The 18652-nt window shown below is 72.6% G+C and carries 17 protein-coding genes; 9 read left to right on the forward strand and 8 right to left on the reverse strand.

The genetic code is table 11. The features are described 5' to 3' along the window. Nucleotides 1–120: 120 nt before the first annotated feature. The gene (locus ACFZBU_RS14270; RefSeq protein ID WP_391583832.1) at nt 121–627 is read right to left on the reverse strand and encodes an LAETG motif-containing sortase-dependent surface protein; all 507 of its coding nucleotides are present in this window, start codon (nt 625–627) and stop codon (nt 121–123) included. 332 nt (nt 628–959) lie between these two features. Between ACFZBU_RS14270 and ACFZBU_RS14275 the strand changes: the two genes are divergently transcribed. The 3 genes from ACFZBU_RS14275 (at nt 960) to ACFZBU_RS14285 (ending at nt 4878) form a co-directional block, all read left to right on the forward strand. Continuing rightward, complete coding sequence (locus ACFZBU_RS14275) at nt 960–2615, forward strand: cytochrome bc complex cytochrome b subunit (RefSeq protein WP_391583833.1); 1656 nt, start codon at nt 960–962, stop codon at nt 2613–2615. A gap of 64 nt (nt 2616–2679) precedes the next feature. Next, nucleotides 2680–3327: a hemerythrin domain-containing protein gene (locus ACFZBU_RS14280; RefSeq protein WP_391583834.1), complete on the forward strand. Its 648-nt coding sequence runs from the start codon at nt 2680–2682 to the stop codon at nt 3325–3327. A gap of 207 nt (nt 3328–3534) precedes the next feature. After that, nucleotides 3535–4878, forward strand: coding sequence for an MFS transporter (locus ACFZBU_RS14285; protein ID WP_391583835.1), 1344 nt, complete (start codon nt 3535–3537; stop codon nt 4876–4878). A 48-nt stretch (nt 4879–4926) separates the two neighbouring features. Here the strand turns inward: ACFZBU_RS14285 and ACFZBU_RS14290 are convergent, their stop codons facing one another. Next, nucleotides 4927–5706, reverse strand: coding sequence for a LysR family substrate-binding domain-containing protein (locus ACFZBU_RS14290; RefSeq protein ID WP_391583836.1), 780 nt, complete (start codon nt 5704–5706; stop codon nt 4927–4929). Between the two features lie 58 nt (nt 5707–5764). Here ACFZBU_RS14290 and ACFZBU_RS14295 point away from each other — a divergent pair, with 58 nt between their 5' ends. Further along, complete coding sequence (locus ACFZBU_RS14295; protein WP_391583837.1) at nt 5765–6193, forward strand: DUF5997 family protein; 429 nt, start codon at nt 5765–5767, stop codon at nt 6191–6193. Between the two features lie 223 nt (nt 6194–6416). Here the strand turns inward: ACFZBU_RS14295 and ACFZBU_RS14300 are convergent, their stop codons facing one another. Beyond that, complete coding sequence (locus tag ACFZBU_RS14300) at nt 6417–7238, reverse strand: phosphatase (RefSeq protein ID WP_391583838.1); 822 nt, start codon at nt 7236–7238, stop codon at nt 6417–6419. Beyond that, nucleotides 7207–7866, reverse strand: a complete 660-nt coding sequence (locus tag ACFZBU_RS14305) for an ATP-binding protein (protein WP_391583839.1) — start codon at nt 7864–7866, stop codon at nt 7207–7209. Before ACFZBU_RS14305 ends, ACFZBU_RS14300 begins: the two co-directional genes overlap by 32 nt. Nucleotides 7867–8295: 429 nt before the next feature. On the opposite strand from ACFZBU_RS14305, the gene ACFZBU_RS14310 reads away from it, so the two are divergent. After that, nucleotides 8296–8466 carry an SflA family class IV lanthipeptide gene (locus ACFZBU_RS14310; RefSeq protein ID WP_391583840.1) on the forward strand — a complete coding sequence of 57 codons (171 nt, stop codon included), beginning with the start codon at nt 8296–8298 and terminating at the stop codon, nt 8464–8466. A 236-nt stretch (nt 8467–8702) separates the two neighbouring features. Then, nucleotides 8703–11291 (forward strand): class IV lanthionine synthetase LanL, encoded by a 2589-nt coding sequence (gene lanL, locus ACFZBU_RS14315; protein WP_391583841.1) that lies wholly within the window; start codon nt 8703–8705, stop codon nt 11289–11291. A 50-nt stretch (nt 11292–11341) separates the two neighbouring features. Here the strand turns inward: lanL and ACFZBU_RS14320 are convergent, their stop codons facing one another. Continuing rightward, the gene (locus tag ACFZBU_RS14320; RefSeq protein WP_391583842.1) at nt 11342–11626 is read right to left on the reverse strand and encodes a hypothetical protein; all 285 of its coding nucleotides are present in this window, start codon (nt 11624–11626) and stop codon (nt 11342–11344) included. Nucleotides 11627–11964: 338 nt separating this feature from the next. Between ACFZBU_RS14320 and ACFZBU_RS14325 the strand changes: the two genes are divergently transcribed. Beyond that, nucleotides 11965–13140, forward strand: coding sequence for a serine hydrolase domain-containing protein (locus ACFZBU_RS14325; RefSeq protein WP_391583843.1), 1176 nt, complete (start codon nt 11965–11967; stop codon nt 13138–13140). 308 nt (nt 13141–13448) lie between these two features. Here the strand turns inward: ACFZBU_RS14325 and ACFZBU_RS14330 are convergent, their stop codons facing one another. After that, nucleotides 13449–13904 carry an RrF2 family transcriptional regulator gene (locus ACFZBU_RS14330; RefSeq protein WP_391583844.1) on the reverse strand — a complete coding sequence of 152 codons (456 nt, stop codon included), beginning with the start codon at nt 13902–13904 and terminating at the stop codon, nt 13449–13451. A gap of 185 nt (nt 13905–14089) precedes the next feature. Here ACFZBU_RS14330 and ACFZBU_RS14335 point away from each other — a divergent pair, with 185 nt between their 5' ends. Then, nucleotides 14090–15409: an aromatic acid exporter family protein gene (locus tag ACFZBU_RS14335; protein WP_391583845.1), complete on the forward strand. Its 1320-nt coding sequence runs from the start codon at nt 14090–14092 to the stop codon at nt 15407–15409. 333 nt (nt 15410–15742) lie between these two features. Further along, nucleotides 15743–16507, forward strand: coding sequence for a nucleotidyl transferase AbiEii/AbiGii toxin family protein (locus ACFZBU_RS14340; RefSeq protein WP_391583846.1), 765 nt, complete (start codon nt 15743–15745; stop codon nt 16505–16507). 31 nt (nt 16508–16538) lie between these two features. Here ACFZBU_RS14340 and ACFZBU_RS14345 read toward each other — a convergent pair whose 3' ends face one another. Continuing rightward, complete coding sequence (locus ACFZBU_RS14345; RefSeq protein WP_391583847.1) at nt 16539–17213, reverse strand: response regulator; 675 nt, start codon at nt 17211–17213, stop codon at nt 16539–16541. 36 nt (nt 17214–17249) lie between these two features. Further along, the gene (locus ACFZBU_RS14350; protein WP_391583848.1) at nt 17250–18524 is read right to left on the reverse strand and encodes a sensor histidine kinase; all 1275 of its coding nucleotides are present in this window, start codon (nt 18522–18524) and stop codon (nt 17250–17252) included. Between the last annotated feature and the right edge of the window lie 128 nt (nt 18525–18652).

Raw genomic sequence — 18652 nt, forward strand, 5'->3', positions numbered from 1 at the left:
TTGGGTGGCGGCGCGGGGTGTATAGTCCGGCTGGGGGGGGGTGGGGGTTGGGGGGGGGGGCCGGGCGGGTGGGGGGGCGCGCGCGCGGCCGCGCCCCCCCCGGCCGGTTCCGGGCAGCGATCAGGTCGCGGTACGACCGCGGCGCCGGCCGAGCACGACGGCACCGCCACCGAGCAGGAGCAGGCCCGCGGCTCCGCCGACATACAGCGCGGTCTTGTCGTCACCGCCGGTCTCGGCCAGGCGCGGCGGCACCGCCGACGGGGTGGCCGGGTTGCCGCCGGACCGCCCGTCGGCGGCCGGCGGCGCGGTCGGGTCACCCGGGCGGGCGGAGGGCGGCGCGGTCGGGTCGCCGGGGCGGGCGGGCGGCGACACGGAGGGGGTGCGTGCCTCGGGCGCCGAGCCCTGAGGCGATCGGGGAGCCGGGGGCGCGGTGGGCGCAACCCGGCCGTCCGCGACGTGGGCCGCGCCCGCCGGCGGGGCGTCGGCGGCCATGGCCGCGCTCTGCGGCAACAGCACGGCGGAGGCCGCGAGTACGAGGCCGGCGCCGAGCACGCGCCCGGCCCGGACCCGGCCGCCGTGCGGCGAGACGGTCGTGCGGCGCGGGAGGCGTGGGGAAGGAATGAACACCGTTCTCCTTGTCGAGCATCGAACGGGCCGCCGTGTACACGGTGGCCGCCACCATCGAGTGACGGACATCCAGACGCGCGGCCCCGCGCCGGGTTCCCGATCCCGGCGAACTTTTTTCGCCGGCCCCGGGGAATGCCGTCGCCGGCGCACCGGGCCGAACCCCGGCACGTGACCGGGAGCACACCGAATTCGCCGTCGCGCGGCCCGGATCGAGTCACATCCGGCCGACCGAACACGTCACATGTTCGAGGGCGTACGGCCCGGGCCCGATCGCGCGGGATGCCGCGGTCGGGCCCGGCCGGCACGGCGCGCGAACGAGAGGGACGTCGCGAATGAGCACTGGGGAACAGACCCGCACGGCCAACGGCGGGGCGAACACCGACCGGCCCGTCCCGGACGGCGCGGGCGTGCGGTTCGCCGACGCCGTCGACGGTCGACTGGGCGTCTACGGCGCCGCCAAGCGCCACCTGCGGAAGGTCTTTCCGGACCACTGGACCTTCATGCTCGGCGAGATCGCCCTGTACAGCTTCATCGTGCTGCTGTTGACCGGCGTCTTCCTGACGCTGTTCTTCAAGCCGAGCATGCAGCAGGTCGTCTACGACGGCTCCTACGTACCGCTCCAGGGCATCCACATGTCCGAGGCGTACGCCTCGACGCTGGAGATCAGCTTCGATACGCGCGGCGGCCTGATGATCCGCCAGATCCACCACTGGGCGGCGCTGATCTTCATCGCGGCCCTGTTCGTGCACATGTTCCGGATCTTCTTCACCGGAGCGTTCCGCAAGCCCCGGGACATCAACTGGCTGTTCGGCTTCCTGCTGCTGATCCTGGCCATGCTCAACGGCTTCACCGGCTATTCGCTCCCGGACGACCTGCTCTCCGGTACCGGTCTGCGGATCGCCGAGGGGGTGATCCTGGCCATCCCGCTGGTCGGCACCTACCTGCAGTTCTTCCTGTTCGGCGGGGAGTTCCCGGGCGAGGACATCGTGCCCCGCCTGTTCACCATCCACGTGCTGCTCGTCCCGGCGCTCATGGTCGGCCTGGTCACCGTGCACCTGACCCTGGTGTGGTACCAGAAGCACACCCAGTTCGTCGGCCCGGGCAAGAGCGAGAAGAACGTGGTCGGCCAGCCGTTCCTGCCGGTCTACGCGGCCAAGGCCGGCGGCTTCTTCTTCCTGGTGTTCGGGGTGACCGCGCTGCTGGGCGGGATGGTGCAGATCAACCCGATCTGGGCGTACGGTCCCTACAACCCGGGTCAGATCAGCGCGGGCTCGCAGCCGGACTGGTACATCGGCTTCCTGGAGGGCGCGCTGCGCATCATGCCCAACTGGGAGTGGAACGTATGGGGCCACACGCTCAGCTTCAACGTGCTGATTCCGACCGTGATCCTGCCCGGTGTGCTGTTCACCCTGATCGGCGCCTACCCGTGGATCGAGGCCTGGATCACCGGTGACAAGCGCGAGCACCACCTGCTGGACCGCCCGCGCAACATGCCGGTCCGCACCGGCCTGGGCGTCGCCTGGATCGTGTGCTACGGCGTACTGTGGGTCTGCGGCGGCAACGACGTGATCGCCACCCACTTCCACCTGTCGATCAACACGATCACCTGGGTCGGCCGCTTCGCGTTCTTCATCGCGCCCCTACTGGCCTACCTGGCCACGGTGCGGATCTGCAAGGGTCTGCAGCGGCGCGACCGGGACACGGTCCTGCACGGTCGCGAGACCGGCGTGATCAAGAAGCTCCCGCACGGCGAGTACGTCGAGATCCACGAACCGCCGGCCGCCGGGGTGCGGCACACCCTCACCGCCCACGAGCAGCCGAAGCCGTACGAGCTGGAGCCGGCCCGGGACGAGAACGGCGTGGCCCGCAAGGTCACGCGTGCGCAGAGGCTGCGTTCGAGGATGTCGCACTGGTACTTCGCCGAACCGGTCGCGAAGCCTACCGTCGAGGAATACCGGGAACTCGCCGGCGACCACGAGCACCCGTAGCGGACCGCAGCCGCCCGAGCCGACCGATCACCGGCGGCCGCACTCCTCGGAGGAGGGACCCGTCATGTCCTCGACCGTCCCGCATCGCGTGCACCCCGGTCGGACCGGCCACGACCCGCGGGTGGATCCCGTCCTGATCCACGCGGTCCACCACGCCCTGCGCCGGGACCTGCGCGCGTTGGTGTGCTGGGCCCGAACCGGCGTGCCGGTGGCCACTCCCGGCTGGACGGACTTCCGCCGGTACCTCACCGTGCACCACGAGGCCGAGGACACCGTGTTGTGGCCCCTCCTACTCGCCGCGGCGGGCCCCGGACCGGGGCTGCGCCGGGTGCTCGCCGAACTGGAGGACGAACATCGGCGGGTGGCCGAGCTGGTGGCCACGGTGGACGACTGCCTGTCCGGCCGCGGGCCCGCCAGTCGCACGCTGGAGCACGCGACCGCGCTGGCCGCGGCGTTGACCGCGCACCTGCACCACGAGGAGGCGACCGTCCTGCCGCTGGTGGCGAACCTGGTCACGCCCGGCGACTGGGCGCACTTCGACATCGCCCAGCGGAAACCGCTGGGCCCGGGCCCCGGAGCGGCGTTCCTGTCCTGGCTCCTCGAAGGACTCCCCCCGGACCGGCAATCCGCCGTCCGGGCCCAGTTCCCGCCGGCCGTGCGACTCGCCCACCGCGCCCTGCGCGCCGGGCACGCCCGCCGGGTCCGCTGGTAACACCGGGCGACCAAGCACACCGACCGGTCCGCGTCGCGGGCTCGGGGAAGCACACGCGTCATACCGACATGGATATACCGAACCTCGGATTCGGCATTTGTATGTGATGTCTCCCGGGGTCAGGATCCATCTTGACGCGCTGTGAACATCGGCCGCCGCAGCGGCTTTGCGGAGTGAACGCCCGCCCCCCGAGTGGATAGGTCACCCATGCGTAATTCGGCTCCGACAGAGAGCGTGGACCCCGGCGAAAAGGCCGCGGGCAGAACGGCCGCCGCGACACTGGCCGGGACCACGCTCGAATGGTACGACTTCTTTCTCTACGGCACGGCTGCCGCACTCATCTTCGACAAACAATTCTTCCCCTCCCTGAGCCCGGCGGCGGGTACTCTCGCATCCTTCGGCACGCTCGCCGTCGGATTCGTCGCCCGACCGCTGGGCGGGCTGGTCTTCGGCCATTTCGGCGACCGCATCGGTCGAAAGGCGACCCTCGTGGTGTCGCTGGTGCTGATGGGTGTCGGCTCGACCCTGATCGGCGCCATTCCCAACTACGACACGATCGGCTATTGGGCACCGGTCCTGCTCGTCCTGTTGCGCATCGTCCAGGGCATCGGGCTCGGCGGCGAGGGTGCCGGCGCGACGCTGATGTCGATGGAGCACGCACCCGCCGGCAAGCGGAACCTGTACGCGGGATTCCCGCAGATGGGAACGCCGGCGGGACTGGTCCTGGCGAACATGGTCTTCCTCGCCGCCAGTACCGGGATGAGCGATCACGCATTCACCGGATGGGGCTGGCGCATCCCGTTCCTGATGAGTTTCATCCTGGTCGCGGCCGGTCTGGTGATCCGCCTGCGAGTCAGCGAATCCCCATCCTTCAATCGTGCCCTGGAACAGGACCACGTGGTCCGTTTCCCGCTTGCCGAGGCATTCAAGGTCGGTCTTCCCCGACTCGGTCTCACCCTGCTCGCCGTGGTCGCCAACTCGGCGGTCGCCTATGTCTTCATGGTGTTCACGCTGTCCTACGGCACCAAGCATCTCGACTATGAGAAGCGATTCCTGATCCTGAGCATCTCGGCCGCCGCCGTGCTCTGGTTCGTGAGCATTCCGCTGTGGACCCGAATTGCCGACCGATACGGCCGGCGCACCATGTTCATCGGCGGTTCGGCTGCGATCCTGGCCTGGTGTATCGCCTTCTTCCCGCTGCTGAACACCGGGAATTCGGCGCTCGCCGTGCTCGCCCTCGCCGGAATGGGCCTGATCATTCCGATCACGCACTGTGTACAGGGCGGCATCATCGCCGACACGTTCCCCGTGCACGTCCGCTACTCGGGGTCCTCGCTGATCCTGCAACTCGGCGCCGTGCTCGGCGGCGGACTGGCACCGACGATCTCCACCGCGCTGTTGAACTCCGGCGACTCCTCGGCCGGCGTCACGTGGTACCTGGTCGCGATGTGCACGATCAGTCTGGTCGGCGCGATCGCCCTGTTCCGCGTGGTCCCCGAGGGCGCGCCGGAGCCGGCCACTCGCCCGGCGCCGGCCGTCGCGGAGGCGTGAGTTCGGGCATCGGAATCGATCGTGTCCCGGCGGCGGGTCGCGACGGGGTCAGGAACGGCCGCGTGGCTTGCCGCGCTTGGCGCCCTTGCCCGCGCCGGGCCCGCCGCGCGCGCCCTTCCCGGCCGACCCGCCGGCACCCGGCTTGCGTCGGGCGCCGGAGGCGTCGGGGCGCTGGGCCTTGGCCTTGGCCGCGGACTTGGGTTGCGGCGGGGTCGGAGTCCGGCCGCGCGAGCTGTTGACCGTGCGGCCCCGGACGATCCCGATGAACTCCTCGACCAGGTCCGTGGTCCGCGCCTCCGGCCACGCCAACGCCACGCGCGACTCGGGCGCATCGGTGACCGGCCGGTAGGTCAGATCCTTGCGGTGGTGCAGGCGGGCGAGCGACTGCGGGACCACGAGCAGGCCCACCCCGGCGGCCACCAGTTCGACCGCGTCCGCCGTGGTCGCGGGCCGTTCCTTCGCGGGCACCCCCGGGCGCCGCTCCCACTCCAGGGTGTCGTCGAGGGGGTGCAGTACGAGCGCGTCGGCCAGGTCCTCGGCGACCACCTCGTCCACCGCCGCCACCTCGTGGTCCTTGGGCACCACGACCACCGTGGTCTCCGCATACAGCGGAATCGCGCTCAGGTCGGTCCGCTCGATCGGCAGCCGCACCAACCCCGCGTCGGCCCCGCCCGCGCGCAACACGTCGGCCGCGTCGGCGGCGGACACCGCGATCAGGGTCAACGGCACGTCGGGCAGCCGCTCGTTCCAGACCCGCACCCATTTCGTGGGGGTCACTCCCGGAACGTAGGCGAGCCGGAACGGGGTGGGTGCTTCCGAGCCTGTCACCACGTCAGGCTACCGGCCATGATCGGAGGCACCGCACACGGTCGCTACTCTTGACACCATGACGTCGCACAAGACCACCCAGACGATGAAGCCCGCGACCGCGGCGAAGAAGCTGGGCGTGTACCTCCAGGCCACCCCCGCCGAGTTCCAAGAGGGTGTCGTCTCCCGCGACGAGTTGAACGCGCTGCAGGCCGACCCGCCCGAGTGGCTCCGGGAACTGCGCCGCAACGGCCCGCACCCGCGGCCCGTCGTCGCGAGCAGGCTCGGTGTCTCCATCGCCGGCCTCGCCCGCGGCGGCATCACCGAAGCCCTCACCACCGAGCAGATCGACGCGCTGAAGGAGGACGGTCCGGAGTGGCTGCGCCAGGAGCGCGCCACCCAGGCCGAGGTCCGGAAGGAAACGATCCGGATCAAGGAGAAGAACAAGGAGAAGAGCGCGGAGCAGAGCGACGAGCCCCCCGCGAAGGCGCGCCGACCGCGCTCCTGACCCGCCGTACGGGGGTCGCCCGGCCTGGGGCCGGGCGGCCCCCCGCCGCGTCGGCCGGATCGGCGGGCTCCACCGCCACCGTGCTCAACGGCCGCGGGTGCGCGAGTCGGCGGCCGCCGCCATGGACCGGGGCTCGCGCCGACCGCCGCTACGGACCTCGAACCCCGGCCGGGCGGCGTCCCGTCGGGCCTCGCCCGGTCGGCCCGGAGCGGCCGAAGGCCGCTCAGCCGACGTCGTGGGTCAGGCCGGCGGTGGCGAGCAGGTAGGCGGTCATCGGTGCGTAGTCCCGGGCGTCCACGACGTGGTCGTCGAGCGGGACGGTGACCGTGACGGTGCCCTCGGCCTCGCCGAGGAACAGCGCCGGGTCGTTGCAGTCGGCGAACGCGACGGTGGGAATGCCGTGTTGCCCGGCGCGGCCCGCCCAGCCGTGGTCGGCGACCACCAGGTCGGGCCAAGGCTGCCCGGCCGCGGCGAGGGCGTCCAGGATCGCGCTCATCGGCTGCGGCGCATGGGTGTGCCACAGCGTGGCCCCGCGCTCCAGCACCGCCACATCGCCGAACTGGCGCACGCTGCCGCTGGTGTCGTCGTCGCCCTCGGTGGTGTGCAGCCCGCGCGGGATGTCGAGGATCTCGGCGCCGGCCGCCCGCAGTGCCCGGCCGATGGCCTGGTGTACGTCCAGCAGGCCGCCGGGGTGTCCGGTCGCAAGCAGCACGCGCAGCCGTCGGGCGGCGGCGTCGCGCAGGACGGCGGCCATCCGGTCGAGCCCGTCCAGGGTGAGCCGCGGGTCGATGGTGTCCTGGCCGGTGCGGTGGTCGGGGTCGGGATGCACGCCCACCCGCTCGACCATCACGGCGAGCACGTCCTCCTCGGTCTTCCAGCGATCGCCCAGCTCCAGGCCCAGCCAAAACCGCCGGTTGCCCTTCACCAGTTCGACACAGTGCCGGAGGTTGACCTCCCGGGGCGTGGCCACTTCGCCGGCGATGCGGGTGTTCGTCAGGTGCCGAAGCAACTCGTCACGGGACGGAGGGGTGTTCGGCGTCGTCATGCGGCCATTGTGCCCACCCGGTCGGAGACCACCGGCAACCGGGGCCCGTGACCGGCCGCCGGGGCCGCACCGCGGCCTCCGACACCGAACCGGTCGCCCCGACCGCGGACGCCGAGCCGGTCGGCGCATCGCCCTCGGGCGGCGTACCGCTCGCCCGCCGCAGCCGGGTCGGCGAGCAGCGCCCGACAGCGCAGCGCGACCGCGATCGCCCACGGGGTCCCGCTCGCCCGGGCCCACGCCTCGAAGCGCTCGCCCGCCTCGCGCCCGCGCTCGGGGGTGCCCGCGCCGCGGCCAGACCCAGCGCCCCGCGCAGCGCGGCGGCCTGCACGTCGGGCAGCGTGTCCAATCGGTGCACCACCGGTCGCAACAGCGCCTGCAACGCGGCGAACGGCAGGCCCGCCTCGGCCTCCACGCCCGCGACGCGCAGCACCCGCACATCCGCGGCCTCGCGCGCGGCCTCGTCCAGCAGCGCGGACTTGCCGATGCCGGCCGGTCCGCGCAGCACCAGAACCGCGCCGCGGCCTTCCCGGGCCCGCTCGATCACCGCGGCGATCGCGGCACGTTCGGCATCGCGGCCCCACAACCTCGCGCGCGTCGCGTCGCCGGCCCGGGACGAGGGTGTGGTCACGACTGCGGGCTCTCCGGGTTCGTGTTCGCACCGCCCCTCGGCTCCCGCGGGGTCGGTCGGCCGGTCGGTCCGGGCACATGATCACCGTAGGGGGTGAATGGAATCCGCTCACGGGCCGGGCACGGCGGCGCCGAGGGGCGACGGGTGCGACGGAAGGGGGCGGCGGCTGGTCCGGGTGCCGCCCCTGGCCCGCCGGGTGTGGCCGAGCGCCCTGCCCTTCCCGTTCATCGGCGCGAAATCCCGCCATAAGCCGGCCGATTCGACACGTTCTCCTTTCGTTGTCCACCGGGGAGACTGATGGCGCGGTGCGACGACCCAGCCGCCTCATCCGCACCAGCGGAGGAGTCGTTGGGTACGCCGACCGCGAACGACCGTACGACACATGGTTCGTGTGATGATCTACCCGCCCTTTTTGCAGGAAGGATCGATATGAGCCCCGTAACGGTGGAGATTCGCGACGCCGGGCCGCTCGACGTCGAAGTGGAAGAGGAAGCCGTCGAGTTCGAGGACGAATCGAACCCGGACCGCCGGATCGAGGCGTGTCTGCCCGAGCCCTGGCCCACCGCGACGACCCGCGTCGGGTGTGACTGGAACAACTGACCCGACGGATCCGGCCCGACCCCGTGACACCCGGACGGGCCCGATGATCCGGACCGCTCGATCGTCCGGACGCACCGACACGCACGGCGGCCCGATCGGAGAGCGCTCGACCCGATCGGGCTCGCGTCCCGGCGGCGACGCACGCACGAGCCACGGTGCGCGAGTCGCCCGCCGGCGACCCACCCGCGGCACCCGTGGCCGCGACGAAGCGGGCAGCGGCAGAAGCGGGAGGGGACATGGTGCGGTCGATTGCGGCCGGATCCGCGCAGGACCTTCGCACCCGACTGGACGCACTGGTGACCGGTCACGATCGGCGCTGCCGCGCGGACGACGTCTGGCTGCACCTGTTCGACCCGCGCATGCCCGCGCTCGACCACGGCTGGAAGTTGCACGTCTCGGCCCGCCCCGAGGACTTCGTATCGACGCTGGATCTGCTGGTCCCGGTCCTGCTGCGCTACACCTGCCTGGCCAAGTTCGCGGTCAGTACCACCGTCCTGGAGGAACTGAACGCCGGCGTACGCGACCCGGCGGTGGTCGGCAAGGCGGTCACCGTCTACCCGCGCGAGCAGGACGTGACGGCCCTCGGCCGGGAACTGGCCGACGTACTGGCCGGTCGCCACGGCCCGCGCGTGCTCGGCGACCGCCGGGTCCGGCCCGACGCACCCGTCTACTACCGCTACGGCCCCTTCCGCGCACTCGGGCCCACGGCCGCCGAGTTGGTGATGACCGGCCCCGACGGACAGCGCTTCCCCGGCCGGGCGAGCATCCGCTACCGCCAACCCCCGTGGGCGGCCGACCCGTTCGGTGCCCCCGCACCCGGCTCGGGGCGACCCGCCCGCCTGGTCGGCGGTCGCTACCGACTCACCTCGGGCATCGCCCGATCCCCGCACGGGGACGTGTACCGCGCATCGGACACCACGACCGGCGCGCGGGTGGTGGTCAAGCAGGCCAGGGCGTACGCGGGCGAGGACGGCGACGGGGTGGACGCCCGGGGCCGGTTGCGGCACGAGCGCGCCGTGCTGGCGACACTGGCCGACCTGGACGGCGTGCCGCGGGTGGTCGACCATTTGCGCCACGGCGAGGACGAGTACCTGGTCACCACCGACTGCGGCCCCGCGGACCTGCGCCGCGACGTGCAGACGCATGGCCCCTATCCGGGCGACGCGCAGCCCGGGCGCCGGGTGAGCGTGCTTGCCCGCCGACTGCTCGCGGTACTGGACGGGATGCACGCCCGAGGCGTGGTGATGCGCGACCTCAAACCGGGCAACGTGGTGCTCGACACGGACGGCACCTGCCGAGTGGTCGACTTCGGCATCAGCGCGCTGGGCGCCTACCGCCCGGCGGGCGGCACCCCCGGCTACACCCCGGCCACGGGCTCGACCGACGACCCGCCCGACCCCGCCGACGACCTGTACGCGCTGGGCGCGACCCTGCACTACGCACTGACCGGCATGGATCCGGTGATCGTCGATCCCGATGCAGCCGTCGGCCGCGACCGCACCCTGGCCTGCCTGACCGCCGCGCTGCCGGGCGCCACCCACCGACCGGTCCGGGCGCTGGTCGCCGGGCTCCTGGACCTCGATCGGGCCGAGCGGATCGACTGCGCCCGGCGGCTGCGGGCCGGCCTGCCCGAACCACCGCGCGGACGGCGGTTGCCGGCGCCGCCGCGAATCACCGCCGCCCTCCTGGACGACGTGATCGCGCACACCGTGGCCGACTGCGTGCGCACCGCCGCCGACCTGCCCACCGGGTCGGGTCCGCGGCCCGGAGCGACGCTGACGCTCTACGCGGGCGCGGCCGGAATGGGCCTGGAACTGCTGCGGCACATCGACCGGCCGGGCGTGCCGGAAGCGGTGGCCGGGCTGGCCCGGCGCACCGCGACACACCCCGAACTGGACGCGCTCTCCGGTGCGTTGTACACCGGCCGGACCGGGGTCGAGCTGTTCCTGTGCGGCGCGGCCACGCTGCCGGACGCCGACATCCCGCGGCCGGCCCTTTCCGCCGAGCCGCTGCCGTACGACGACACCGGCGACCAGATCGGCGGCGCGGCGGGCGCCGGAACGGGCCGGCTGCTGCTCGCCCGGCAGGCGCAGGCGGCAGGTCGCACCGCGCAGGCCGCCGAACACCTGGCCGCGGCGCACTCCTGCGCCCGGTCACTCCTGGACCGCCCACACGACCCGGAGCACCCCGAACTCGACCTGCCACCGGCCTCCTCCCGCGCGGCCTACGCGCACGGCTACGCCCACGGCAGCGCCGGCATCGTGCACTTCCTGCACGCCCTCACCACCTGCGAGGACGCCGGCGCCGATCCGGCGCTCGCCCGCGCCGCCCGTGCGGGTCTGGATCGACTCGCCGCGCGCACACCGGAGTTGCTGGCTTCGGCGGCGCGCCCGGGCGCCGCCCGGCACTTCGGGTCCTGGTGTCGGGGCATGGCCGGGATCGGTACCGTGCTGATCGCGGCGGGCTCGCCCGCGCGAGATCCCGAACTGCTCGAACTCGGCCTGCGCTGCGCCCGGTTGTGCCATGCGCTCGCACCGAGGATGAGCCTGGTGTCGCAGTGCTGCGGCCTGTCCGGAGTCGGCGAACTGCTCGTGGACGCCGCACTCGCCACCGACGACGACGCACACTGGCGGGCCGCCGAGGACGTGGTGGCCCTGATCCTGACCCGCAGCGGCGGCACGCTACGGCGTCCGCTGTTCCCGGACAACACGCTCACCGGCACCGATCCCGGCTGGGCCACGGGCGGCACGGGCGTGCTGTCCCTGCTGCGCCGGGTACGCGACCGGGGCGGCGAGCGCCTCGTTGGGCCGCCGCGGGGCCTGTGACCGGTGTGCTCGGGCCCGACGGAGGTCTGCCTGCCGGGAACCCGGTTCCGCTACGTCTCGGGGACCCAGTAGCCGTACACCTCGTTGATCAGCGGCGGGGTCGGACTCGGCGGGAAGCCCAGTTCCTCGGCCACCGGCATCAGGCGGGCGGTGAACGCTTCCATCGCCGCCTGCGACTCCCACAGGTCGATGACGCGCACGCCGTCGCCCGTCGCGATCGCCACGTGGGCCAGGCATCCCGTCGCCGGAATCTCGCCGGACTGCACCCGCGCGGAGAGCTTGTCGTACTTCTCCGTGTCGACCCCCGTCAGATCGACCTGCATGAGAATGGCCATGACGGTCCTCCAGGTGTGCCGATGTCACCGATGGGATGGCACCACTTCCATCCTGGCGCGTCGCACAGGCCACGCAACCGGGCCGTACGTACGAGTCCCGGGTCCGGACCGTGCCCGTGGACCTGTTCGGGCGACACCGTGACCCCTGCCGCCCGGCGGCACACACCGCGATCGCACCGAACCGGGGCTGACCACCGACGTACACCGGCCGACCGTATCGGGGGGTTAGCACTACCCGGAGCGGCCGGGTGGCACGCTCGTCCCGGGCGGTCGCATCCCGAGATGCTGGGTCCGGCAAATCCCGCTGGTTCCCCAGAGATTCCGTAGGAGTTCGGCTCGTGCGACAGCAGGCATGGCAGAGGTTTCGTTCTTCCGGGCAGGCGCGGGACGGTCGGCGCAAGGTCGCGCCGGTCGCCGCCGCGATGGCAGTCGGCGTGATCGCGATGGGGGTCCTGGTACCGCCCTCGGCATACGCCGGCGGCAGGCCGGATGGCGTCCGGCAGAGCCTGAGCGCGCTGGTGCGCTCCGACGACCTGCCCGCCGGACTGGCGAGTGTCCGGGACCGTGCCGGCCACACCCGTACCTACACCGCGGGGGTGGGCGACGCGGCCACCGGCGCGAAGGTGCCCGAGGACGGTCAGGTGCGGATCGGCAGCAATACCAAGGCGTTCACCGCGGTGGTCGTGCTGCAACTGGTCGGCGAAGGCCGGATCGACCTCGATGCCAAGATCGACGACTACCTCCCGGGTCTGGTCCGCGGGGAGGAAATCGACGGACGCCACATCACCATCCGTCACCTGTTGCAGCAGACCAGCGGTCTGCCCAACTACAGTGACCATCTCGGCGAGGAGATCCGATACTTCGCGCCCCGCGAACTCGTCGACATCGCCCTCCGGTACAAGGCCGACTTCGCCCCCGGGAAGAAGTGGGCGTACAGCAACACGAACTACGTACTGGCCGGCCTGATCGTCGAGAAGGTCACCGGCCGGTCCCTCGCCCAGGAGATGGACCGGCGCATCATCAAGCGCATCGGGCTGCGGCACACCTACTTCCCCGCCCCCGGCGATGCCACGATCCGAGAGCCCCACCCCAAGGGCTACTACCGCGATGCGCCCGGCGCGCCGCTGCGCGACATCACGGAGATCGACCCGTCCTGGGGCTGGGCGGCAGGTCAGCTGATCTCCACCAACTCCGACCTCAACCGGTTCTACACCGCGCTCCTGGCCGGCCGACTCCTCCCGCCGGCCCAACTCGCCCAGATGCGCACCACCGTTCCCGCCGAAGCCACCTTCGGTCCCGGTGCCCGCTACGGCCTGGGGCTCGTGAGCAAGCCGCTGCCGTGTGCGGACGGCCGCCTCTACTGGGGCCACGGCGGCAGCTTCCCGGGCTACGAGACCCGGGGCGGAGCCACCGACGACGGCCGCGCCGTCAACGTCGCGGTGACCATGCAACTGGCCGACGAGGCAGCCAGGGAGCGTGTCGACAGCGTCGTGAACACGGCCCTGTGCCGCTGAACCGCAGCTGAGGGGGACCGTCCGGCCGGGTGCGCGGACGCACCGGGCCGGACGGTCCCCTTCCCGGCCCGGCGAGGGGCCGGCGGTCACCCCCGACCGGACCGGCCAGGACGGCCAGGACGACCTGCGCCACGGCCATCACCGGATGGATCACCGCCAACACCGGCAGCGGGCCGCGTCGATCGGTGATCTGCCCGGAGCCCAGGGTTGCCCGGGGAACGGGACATGAGATGTCTCGATTCAGGGCGAGGGGAGAAGAGAGGGAGGGAAGAGAGTGGCGGAGTTGCGGAAGGCCCGACGCGACCGGCTCAGCCGGCCATTCGGGCATATCTGCGCCGGGCCCGCTCCGCCGCCGTCGGCGAGGCCGTCGCGAGGGCGTCGGCGAGTGTGCGCCCGGCGAGTTCACGCCGGTAGACGAGTTCGGCTTGGCGCATCAGCGTGCTCACGCCGCAGGCGACCCGGAACTCGGCCGCCGCCGGGTCGACCCCGTCGCCGCGCTGCCGGATCTCGGTGCAGCGGAACAGGTCGTCCGGGCCCTCGACCGCCACCACCACGTCCAGCAGGGTGATCGCCTCGGGTCGGCGGGCCGGCACGAAGCCGCCGCGCGCACCGGCGCTGGAGGTCAGGATCCCGGCCCGCACCAGCGCCTGGAGCCGCTTCTTGAGATAGGCGGGAGGCAGTTCGAACCACGTGGCGAGCGTCGCGGTCGACACCGGCCCCTCCGCCTCCAGCCAGGCCGGCACCAGACAGCAGTGCAGTCCCACTCCACGCCCTCGCCCATGTGCATGATCGGGATATCACAGGTCCCGATTGCATCGGTGATCGTGAAGCGCGTGGTGTGCGAGTCCCGAACAGGGCATACGAGGGAGATGTGCCCGCCCGAGGGTCCCGAGGGCCACCCGAAAGCTCCGAGGCCCACCGGAGTCCGGGGAGAGAAGAAAGGAGCCGCATGCCGTCGGAAGTCGATCTCGCCGCGGCGCTGTCCAGGGTCAAGGAGAGCGAGACCTCACTGATCGCCCAGGTCCTGCGCACCACCGTGGCGGCGGTGACCTCCTACGTCGCCGCGCTGTTCCTGGCCGGCGCCGATCCACAGCCGATCCTGGCCCCGCTCACCGCGCTCCTGGTCGTCCAGGTCACCTCGTACGCGACCTTCACCACCGGTGCCCAGCGGGTGGCCAGCGTGGTCTCGGGGGTCCTGATCGCGGTGCTGTTCAGCGAGGCCGTCGGGCTCAACTGGTGGAGTCTGACCCTGCTGCTGTTGGCCTCGCTCGGTCTGGGGCACCTGATCCGGCTCGGCGACTCGATCAACGAGGTGGCGATCAGCGCGATGATCGTGCTCGGCGTCAGCCAGGTCGCGGACACCGCGTGGGACCGGATTGCGGAGACCCTGATCGGCGCGGCCGTCGGCATGGTGTTCTCCCTGGTGTTGGCGCCGCCCGTGCACGTGCGGCCCGCGAACGAGGCGGTGTTGTCCGCCTTCGACGCGCTGATCCGGCTCCTGGACACCATGGCCGGGGAGCTCGACGACGACCTCGGCCACGACCGGGCGCACGGCTGGTTGGAGGAGGCCCGCCGGATCGACCGGGACATCGTGCGGGTGGACGCGACGCTGTCCACCGCCGAGGAGGGCACCCGGTTCAATCCGCGCGGCCGACGGGCCACGGTGCGTGTGCTCGCACTGCGCAGCGGTCTGGACACCGCCGAGATCAGCGCGGTGGCGCTGCGCATGGCGTGCCGGGCGCTGGGCGGTCTGTATGCGCGGGGCGAGCGGGGCGAGCCGGCCTACGCCGAGATCCCGTTGGCCACCGTGCAGTCGCTGCGCAGCCTGTTCCGCTCGCTGGCCGCGCTGTTCGCCGCGTACAGCCACCTGGTGGTGCTGCACGGTCAGGATCTCCCGGAGGACTCCGCCCGGGCCGAGGACAGGCTGCGCGACCGGCTGGCCGAGGCGGACGCGGACCGCTCGCGCACCGAGGCGATCCTGCTCGCCGACTCGATCGAGAACCCGGACCGCTGGGAGTTGTACGGCAGCCTGCTGACCGCGATCGACAAGCTCGTCGACGAGACCCGGCCCGCGGGCACCCCGGGTGACCTGGCCCAGCGAATCGACGAGCGCCGCCGGCGGCTCGCCGCGGAGCGCCGGCTGCGGGCCGCGGTCGCCCGGCCCGGCCCGGCGGTGCGCGCACGCATCCGCCGGGCGGTGGCGCCCACCGACCGGCTGCTGCGGGTTCCGCGCCGGTTGCACCGACACACGCTGCGCCGGCGCCGGTGACGCAACCCGGCGGCCGGCCGGTGCGCGAGCCCCGCACCGGCCACCCCCACCGGCCACCCCCGGGCCCGACCTGAGCTCACCCCCGTGTACGAGCTCATGCCGAGCGGCGGGTGCCGGGTGGTCCGGGGCGGGCCCGGCGAACCGCCGTGGGTCCAGCCAAGCAGCCCGGCTCCGCGGCGGCATCCCGTCCCGGGTGGAGGGGTGGCTGCAACCGGCGCGGTAGCCGAACCGAGACGGGTCAACCCCCGGCGTAGTCGCATCCGGACGCCGCGCCGGCCCGGGCCGCCGGGGCACACGTACCCTGTGAAGCCCCGAAGCCAAGGACCGGACACCGTGCGGCACAGCCCCGAAGAACAGCTCATCCACACCGTCGCGGCGGCCGGCGAGCCGTTCGGCCTCGCGCTGGCCGGCGTCCGGGGCCTGCGCCGGCACGGCCTGTCGGACCGGGACGGCGACGGCGTCGACTTCGCCCTCGCCGCCCGCGACGCCGGGAGGCTCACCGCCGCCCGCACCGCGATCGCCGCGGCCCTGACCGAGCAGGGTTGCCGCGTCTCCGTCGACGGCAGGGCCACCGGCAAGGCGTTCGTGCGGATGAACGTGCGGCGCGCCGGGACCGGGCACGGCACGCCGCTCACCCTGCACGTCGCGCCCCGCACCCACGAGCCCGCCGTCGTGGCCGGCGTTCCGGTGCTGCATCCCGACGACCTCGCCGCGGCCAAGGTGGTCACCCTGGTCCTGCGCTCGGAGGTGCGGGACGTCTTCGACGTCTTCGCGCTCGCCGACCGCTACGACCCCGACCGGCTGATCGACCTGGCCCTGGCACACGATCCGGAGCTGCGTGCCGAGGACTTCCTGACCGCGTTCAAGCACGTCACCGAGCGCGAGGAGGTCGAGTTCACCCGGTTCGGCGCGCCGGCCGCGCGAGTCGCCGCCGTCCGCGCCTGGTTCCAGGAGCGATTCACCGAGCTCTCCGCCCGGCACAGCCGCCCGATCGCCGCCGCGCTCGACCCGAAGGTGCTCGCCGGGCTGGCGGCGTTGGCGCAGTCCACGGAGCCGGCGGCCCCGACGGAGCGACCGTCCGGCGACGGACCCGGGTGACCCGGGCCGTCGCAGCCGCCAGGTCCGTCGATCAGCGCCGGCCGCCGGGTGTGACCAGGCCGGTCTCGTAGGCCAACACCACCGCCTGGGCCCGGCTGGAGAGGTTCAGCTTGGCCAGCGCGCGGTTGAAGTGGGTCTTGACCGTCGACTCGGTGACCACCAGCGTGCCGGCGATCTCGTTGTTGGCCATGCCCCTGCCGACCAGGCGCAGCACCTCCAACTCCCGTCCGGTCAACGCCTCCAGGTCGGGCGGCACGTCGCCGCCGCCGGCCGCGTCGGCGAACGCGACGTAGGTCTCGATCAACCGCCGGGTGACACTGGGCGCGAAGAGCATGTCGCCGGCCATCACCGCATCGATCGCGGCCAACAACCGCTGCGGGCCGATCTCCTTGAGCAGGAACCCGGACGCGCCGGCCCGCAGCGCGGCGTAGACGTACTCGTCCAGATCGAAGGTGGTCAGCACCACGATCCGAGGCGGTGTGCCCTCGGCGGCGGCCAGGATGCGTTCCGTGGCGACCACGCCGCTCACCCCGGGCATCCGGATGTCCATCAGGATCAACTCGGGCCGCAACTTGGCGGCCATGTCGACGGCCTCGGCCCCGTCGGATGCCTCCCCGACCACCTCGATCCCCGGGGCCGCGCGTAACAACGCGGCCAGCCCCGCCCGGATCAAGACCTGGTCGTCGACCACCAATACCTTGGTCACCCCGTCGTTCCTTCCGTCACGTCGGTACGAGGCGGCCTAGACGTCCCCCGCGCTCCCGACGGGCTCGGCCGGGATCGGCAGGACGAGGACGACCTCGAATCCCCCTTCGGGTCGCCGTCCCGCAACGAGCGTCCCGCCGTAGAGCTTGGCGCGCTCGGACATGCCGATCAACCCGTGCGCCGCCACCCCACCGATTGTGCCCGGATCCGAACCGTGCGGTGCGACTATCGGCCCCTCGCCGCCGTCGTCGGTCACGGTGATGCGCAAGTGGTGCGGCCCATAGTCCACCAAAAGGTCCACCCGGGCGGTTCGGGCGTGCTTGAGCACGTTGGTCAGGGCCTCCTGGACGATCCGGTACGCGCACAACTCGATGCCCGGCGACAACGGGCGCTCGATGCCCACCGTCCGACGTCGCACGTCGACTCCCGCCGCCCGGATCCGGCGCAGCACCTCGTGCAACCGGGCCAGACCCGGCGCCGGATCCAGCCGATCGTCGGCGGTCCGCCCGCGCGCGGCGTCCGGTGGCGCGTCCTCCGGGTTCGTCTCCTCGCCGTCCGCCCGCAGCAGCATCAACATCCGGCGCATCTCGTCCAGCGTCTCGCGCGTGGTCTCGCCGATCGTGCGCAACGCCGCCTCGGCGGTGGGCGGATCGGAGGTGAGCACATACTCGGCCAAGCCCGCCTGCACCGAGATCACCGACACGTGGTGGGCGACCACGTCGTGCAACTCGCGGGCGATGCGCACCCGTTCGTCGGTCACCGCGCGCCGGGCCCGAGCCTCCTGCTCGCGGGCCAGCCGGGCCGTCAACACCGCGTACTGCGCGTTGCGTTCGCCCAGCCGCCGGGCCGCGATGCCGAACCAGCAGATCCCCGGCGGGATGACCAGGGCCTGGGCGACGACGGTGGCCATCGAGCCGCCGTCCGCGGCCAGTCCGGCATAGAGCCAGGTCGCGCTCACCGCCGGCACGCACCAGAGCAGGACCCGGACCGGACGGTGCGCGGCGACGGTGTAGATCGCCATCAGCGTGCCGAGGGAGTTCACCACCGGCCAGTAGCCCAGGGCGATGTACCAGACCTGGAGGGTGAGCACGGCCAGCAGGACCGGGATCGGAGCGCGTCGGCGCAGGATCAGCGGCAGGTTGATCACCACGATCAGCACGAAGCCGCACGTGTCGGTCCTGCGCCAGTTTCCGGTGGGATCCTCGCGGGCCAGCAGCAGGCTGACCACGATGTAGGACAACGCCAGGATCGCGTCCACCACGATCGGCGGAAGGATGAAGGCCTGCCTACTCCACAGCGTTCGCGCCCGCATCGGCGCAGCGTAGCCCGCAATCGCGGGTCGGTCGTCAAACCCACGGTCCACCCGCGTCTACCGCGCTGGTTGTAGACGGCGACGGACCCGGACGTCGCCGGACACATCCGGCGCCGACCGCACCGCCC

The sequence above is a fragment of the Embleya sp. NPDC008237 genome, from assembly GCF_042956465.1.
In the GTDB taxonomy this organism is placed as follows: domain Bacteria; phylum Actinomycetota; class Actinomycetes; order Streptomycetales; family Streptomycetaceae; genus Embleya.

Bases quoted from the DNA above. Each gene is read 5' to 3' on its own strand.
- ACFZBU_RS14275 (WP_391583833.1), top strand. From the start codon at position 960: ATGAGCACTGGGGAACAGACCCGCACGGCCAACGGCGGGGCGAACACC.
- ACFZBU_RS14280 (WP_391583834.1), top strand. From the start codon at position 2,680: ATGTCCTCGACCGTCCCGCATCGCGTGCACCCCGGTCGGACCGGCCAC.
- ACFZBU_RS14285 (WP_391583835.1), top strand. From the start codon at position 3,535: ATGCGTAATTCGGCTCCGACAGAGAGCGTGGACCCCGGCGAAAAGGCC.
- ACFZBU_RS14295 (WP_391583837.1), top strand. From the start codon at position 5,765: ATGACGTCGCACAAGACCACCCAGACGATGAAGCCCGCGACCGCGGCG.
- ACFZBU_RS14300 (WP_391583838.1), bottom strand. From the start codon at position 7,238: ATGACGACGCCGAACACCCCTCCGTCCCGTGACGAGTTGCTTCGGCAC.
- ACFZBU_RS14310 (WP_391583840.1), top strand. From the start codon at position 8,296: ATGAGCCCCGTAACGGTGGAGATTCGCGACGCCGGGCCGCTCGACGTC.
- lanL (WP_391583841.1), top strand. From the start codon at position 8,703: ATGGTGCGGTCGATTGCGGCCGGATCCGCGCAGGACCTTCGCACCCGA.
- ACFZBU_RS14320 (WP_391583842.1), bottom strand. From the start codon at position 11,626: ATGGCCATTCTCATGCAGGTCGATCTGACGGGGGTCGACACGGAGAAG.
- ACFZBU_RS14335 (WP_391583845.1), top strand. From the start codon at position 14,090: ATGCCGTCGGAAGTCGATCTCGCCGCGGCGCTGTCCAGGGTCAAGGAG.
- ACFZBU_RS14350 (WP_391583848.1), bottom strand. From the start codon at position 18,524: ATGCGGGCGCGAACGCTGTGGAGTAGGCAGGCCTTCATCCTTCCGCCG.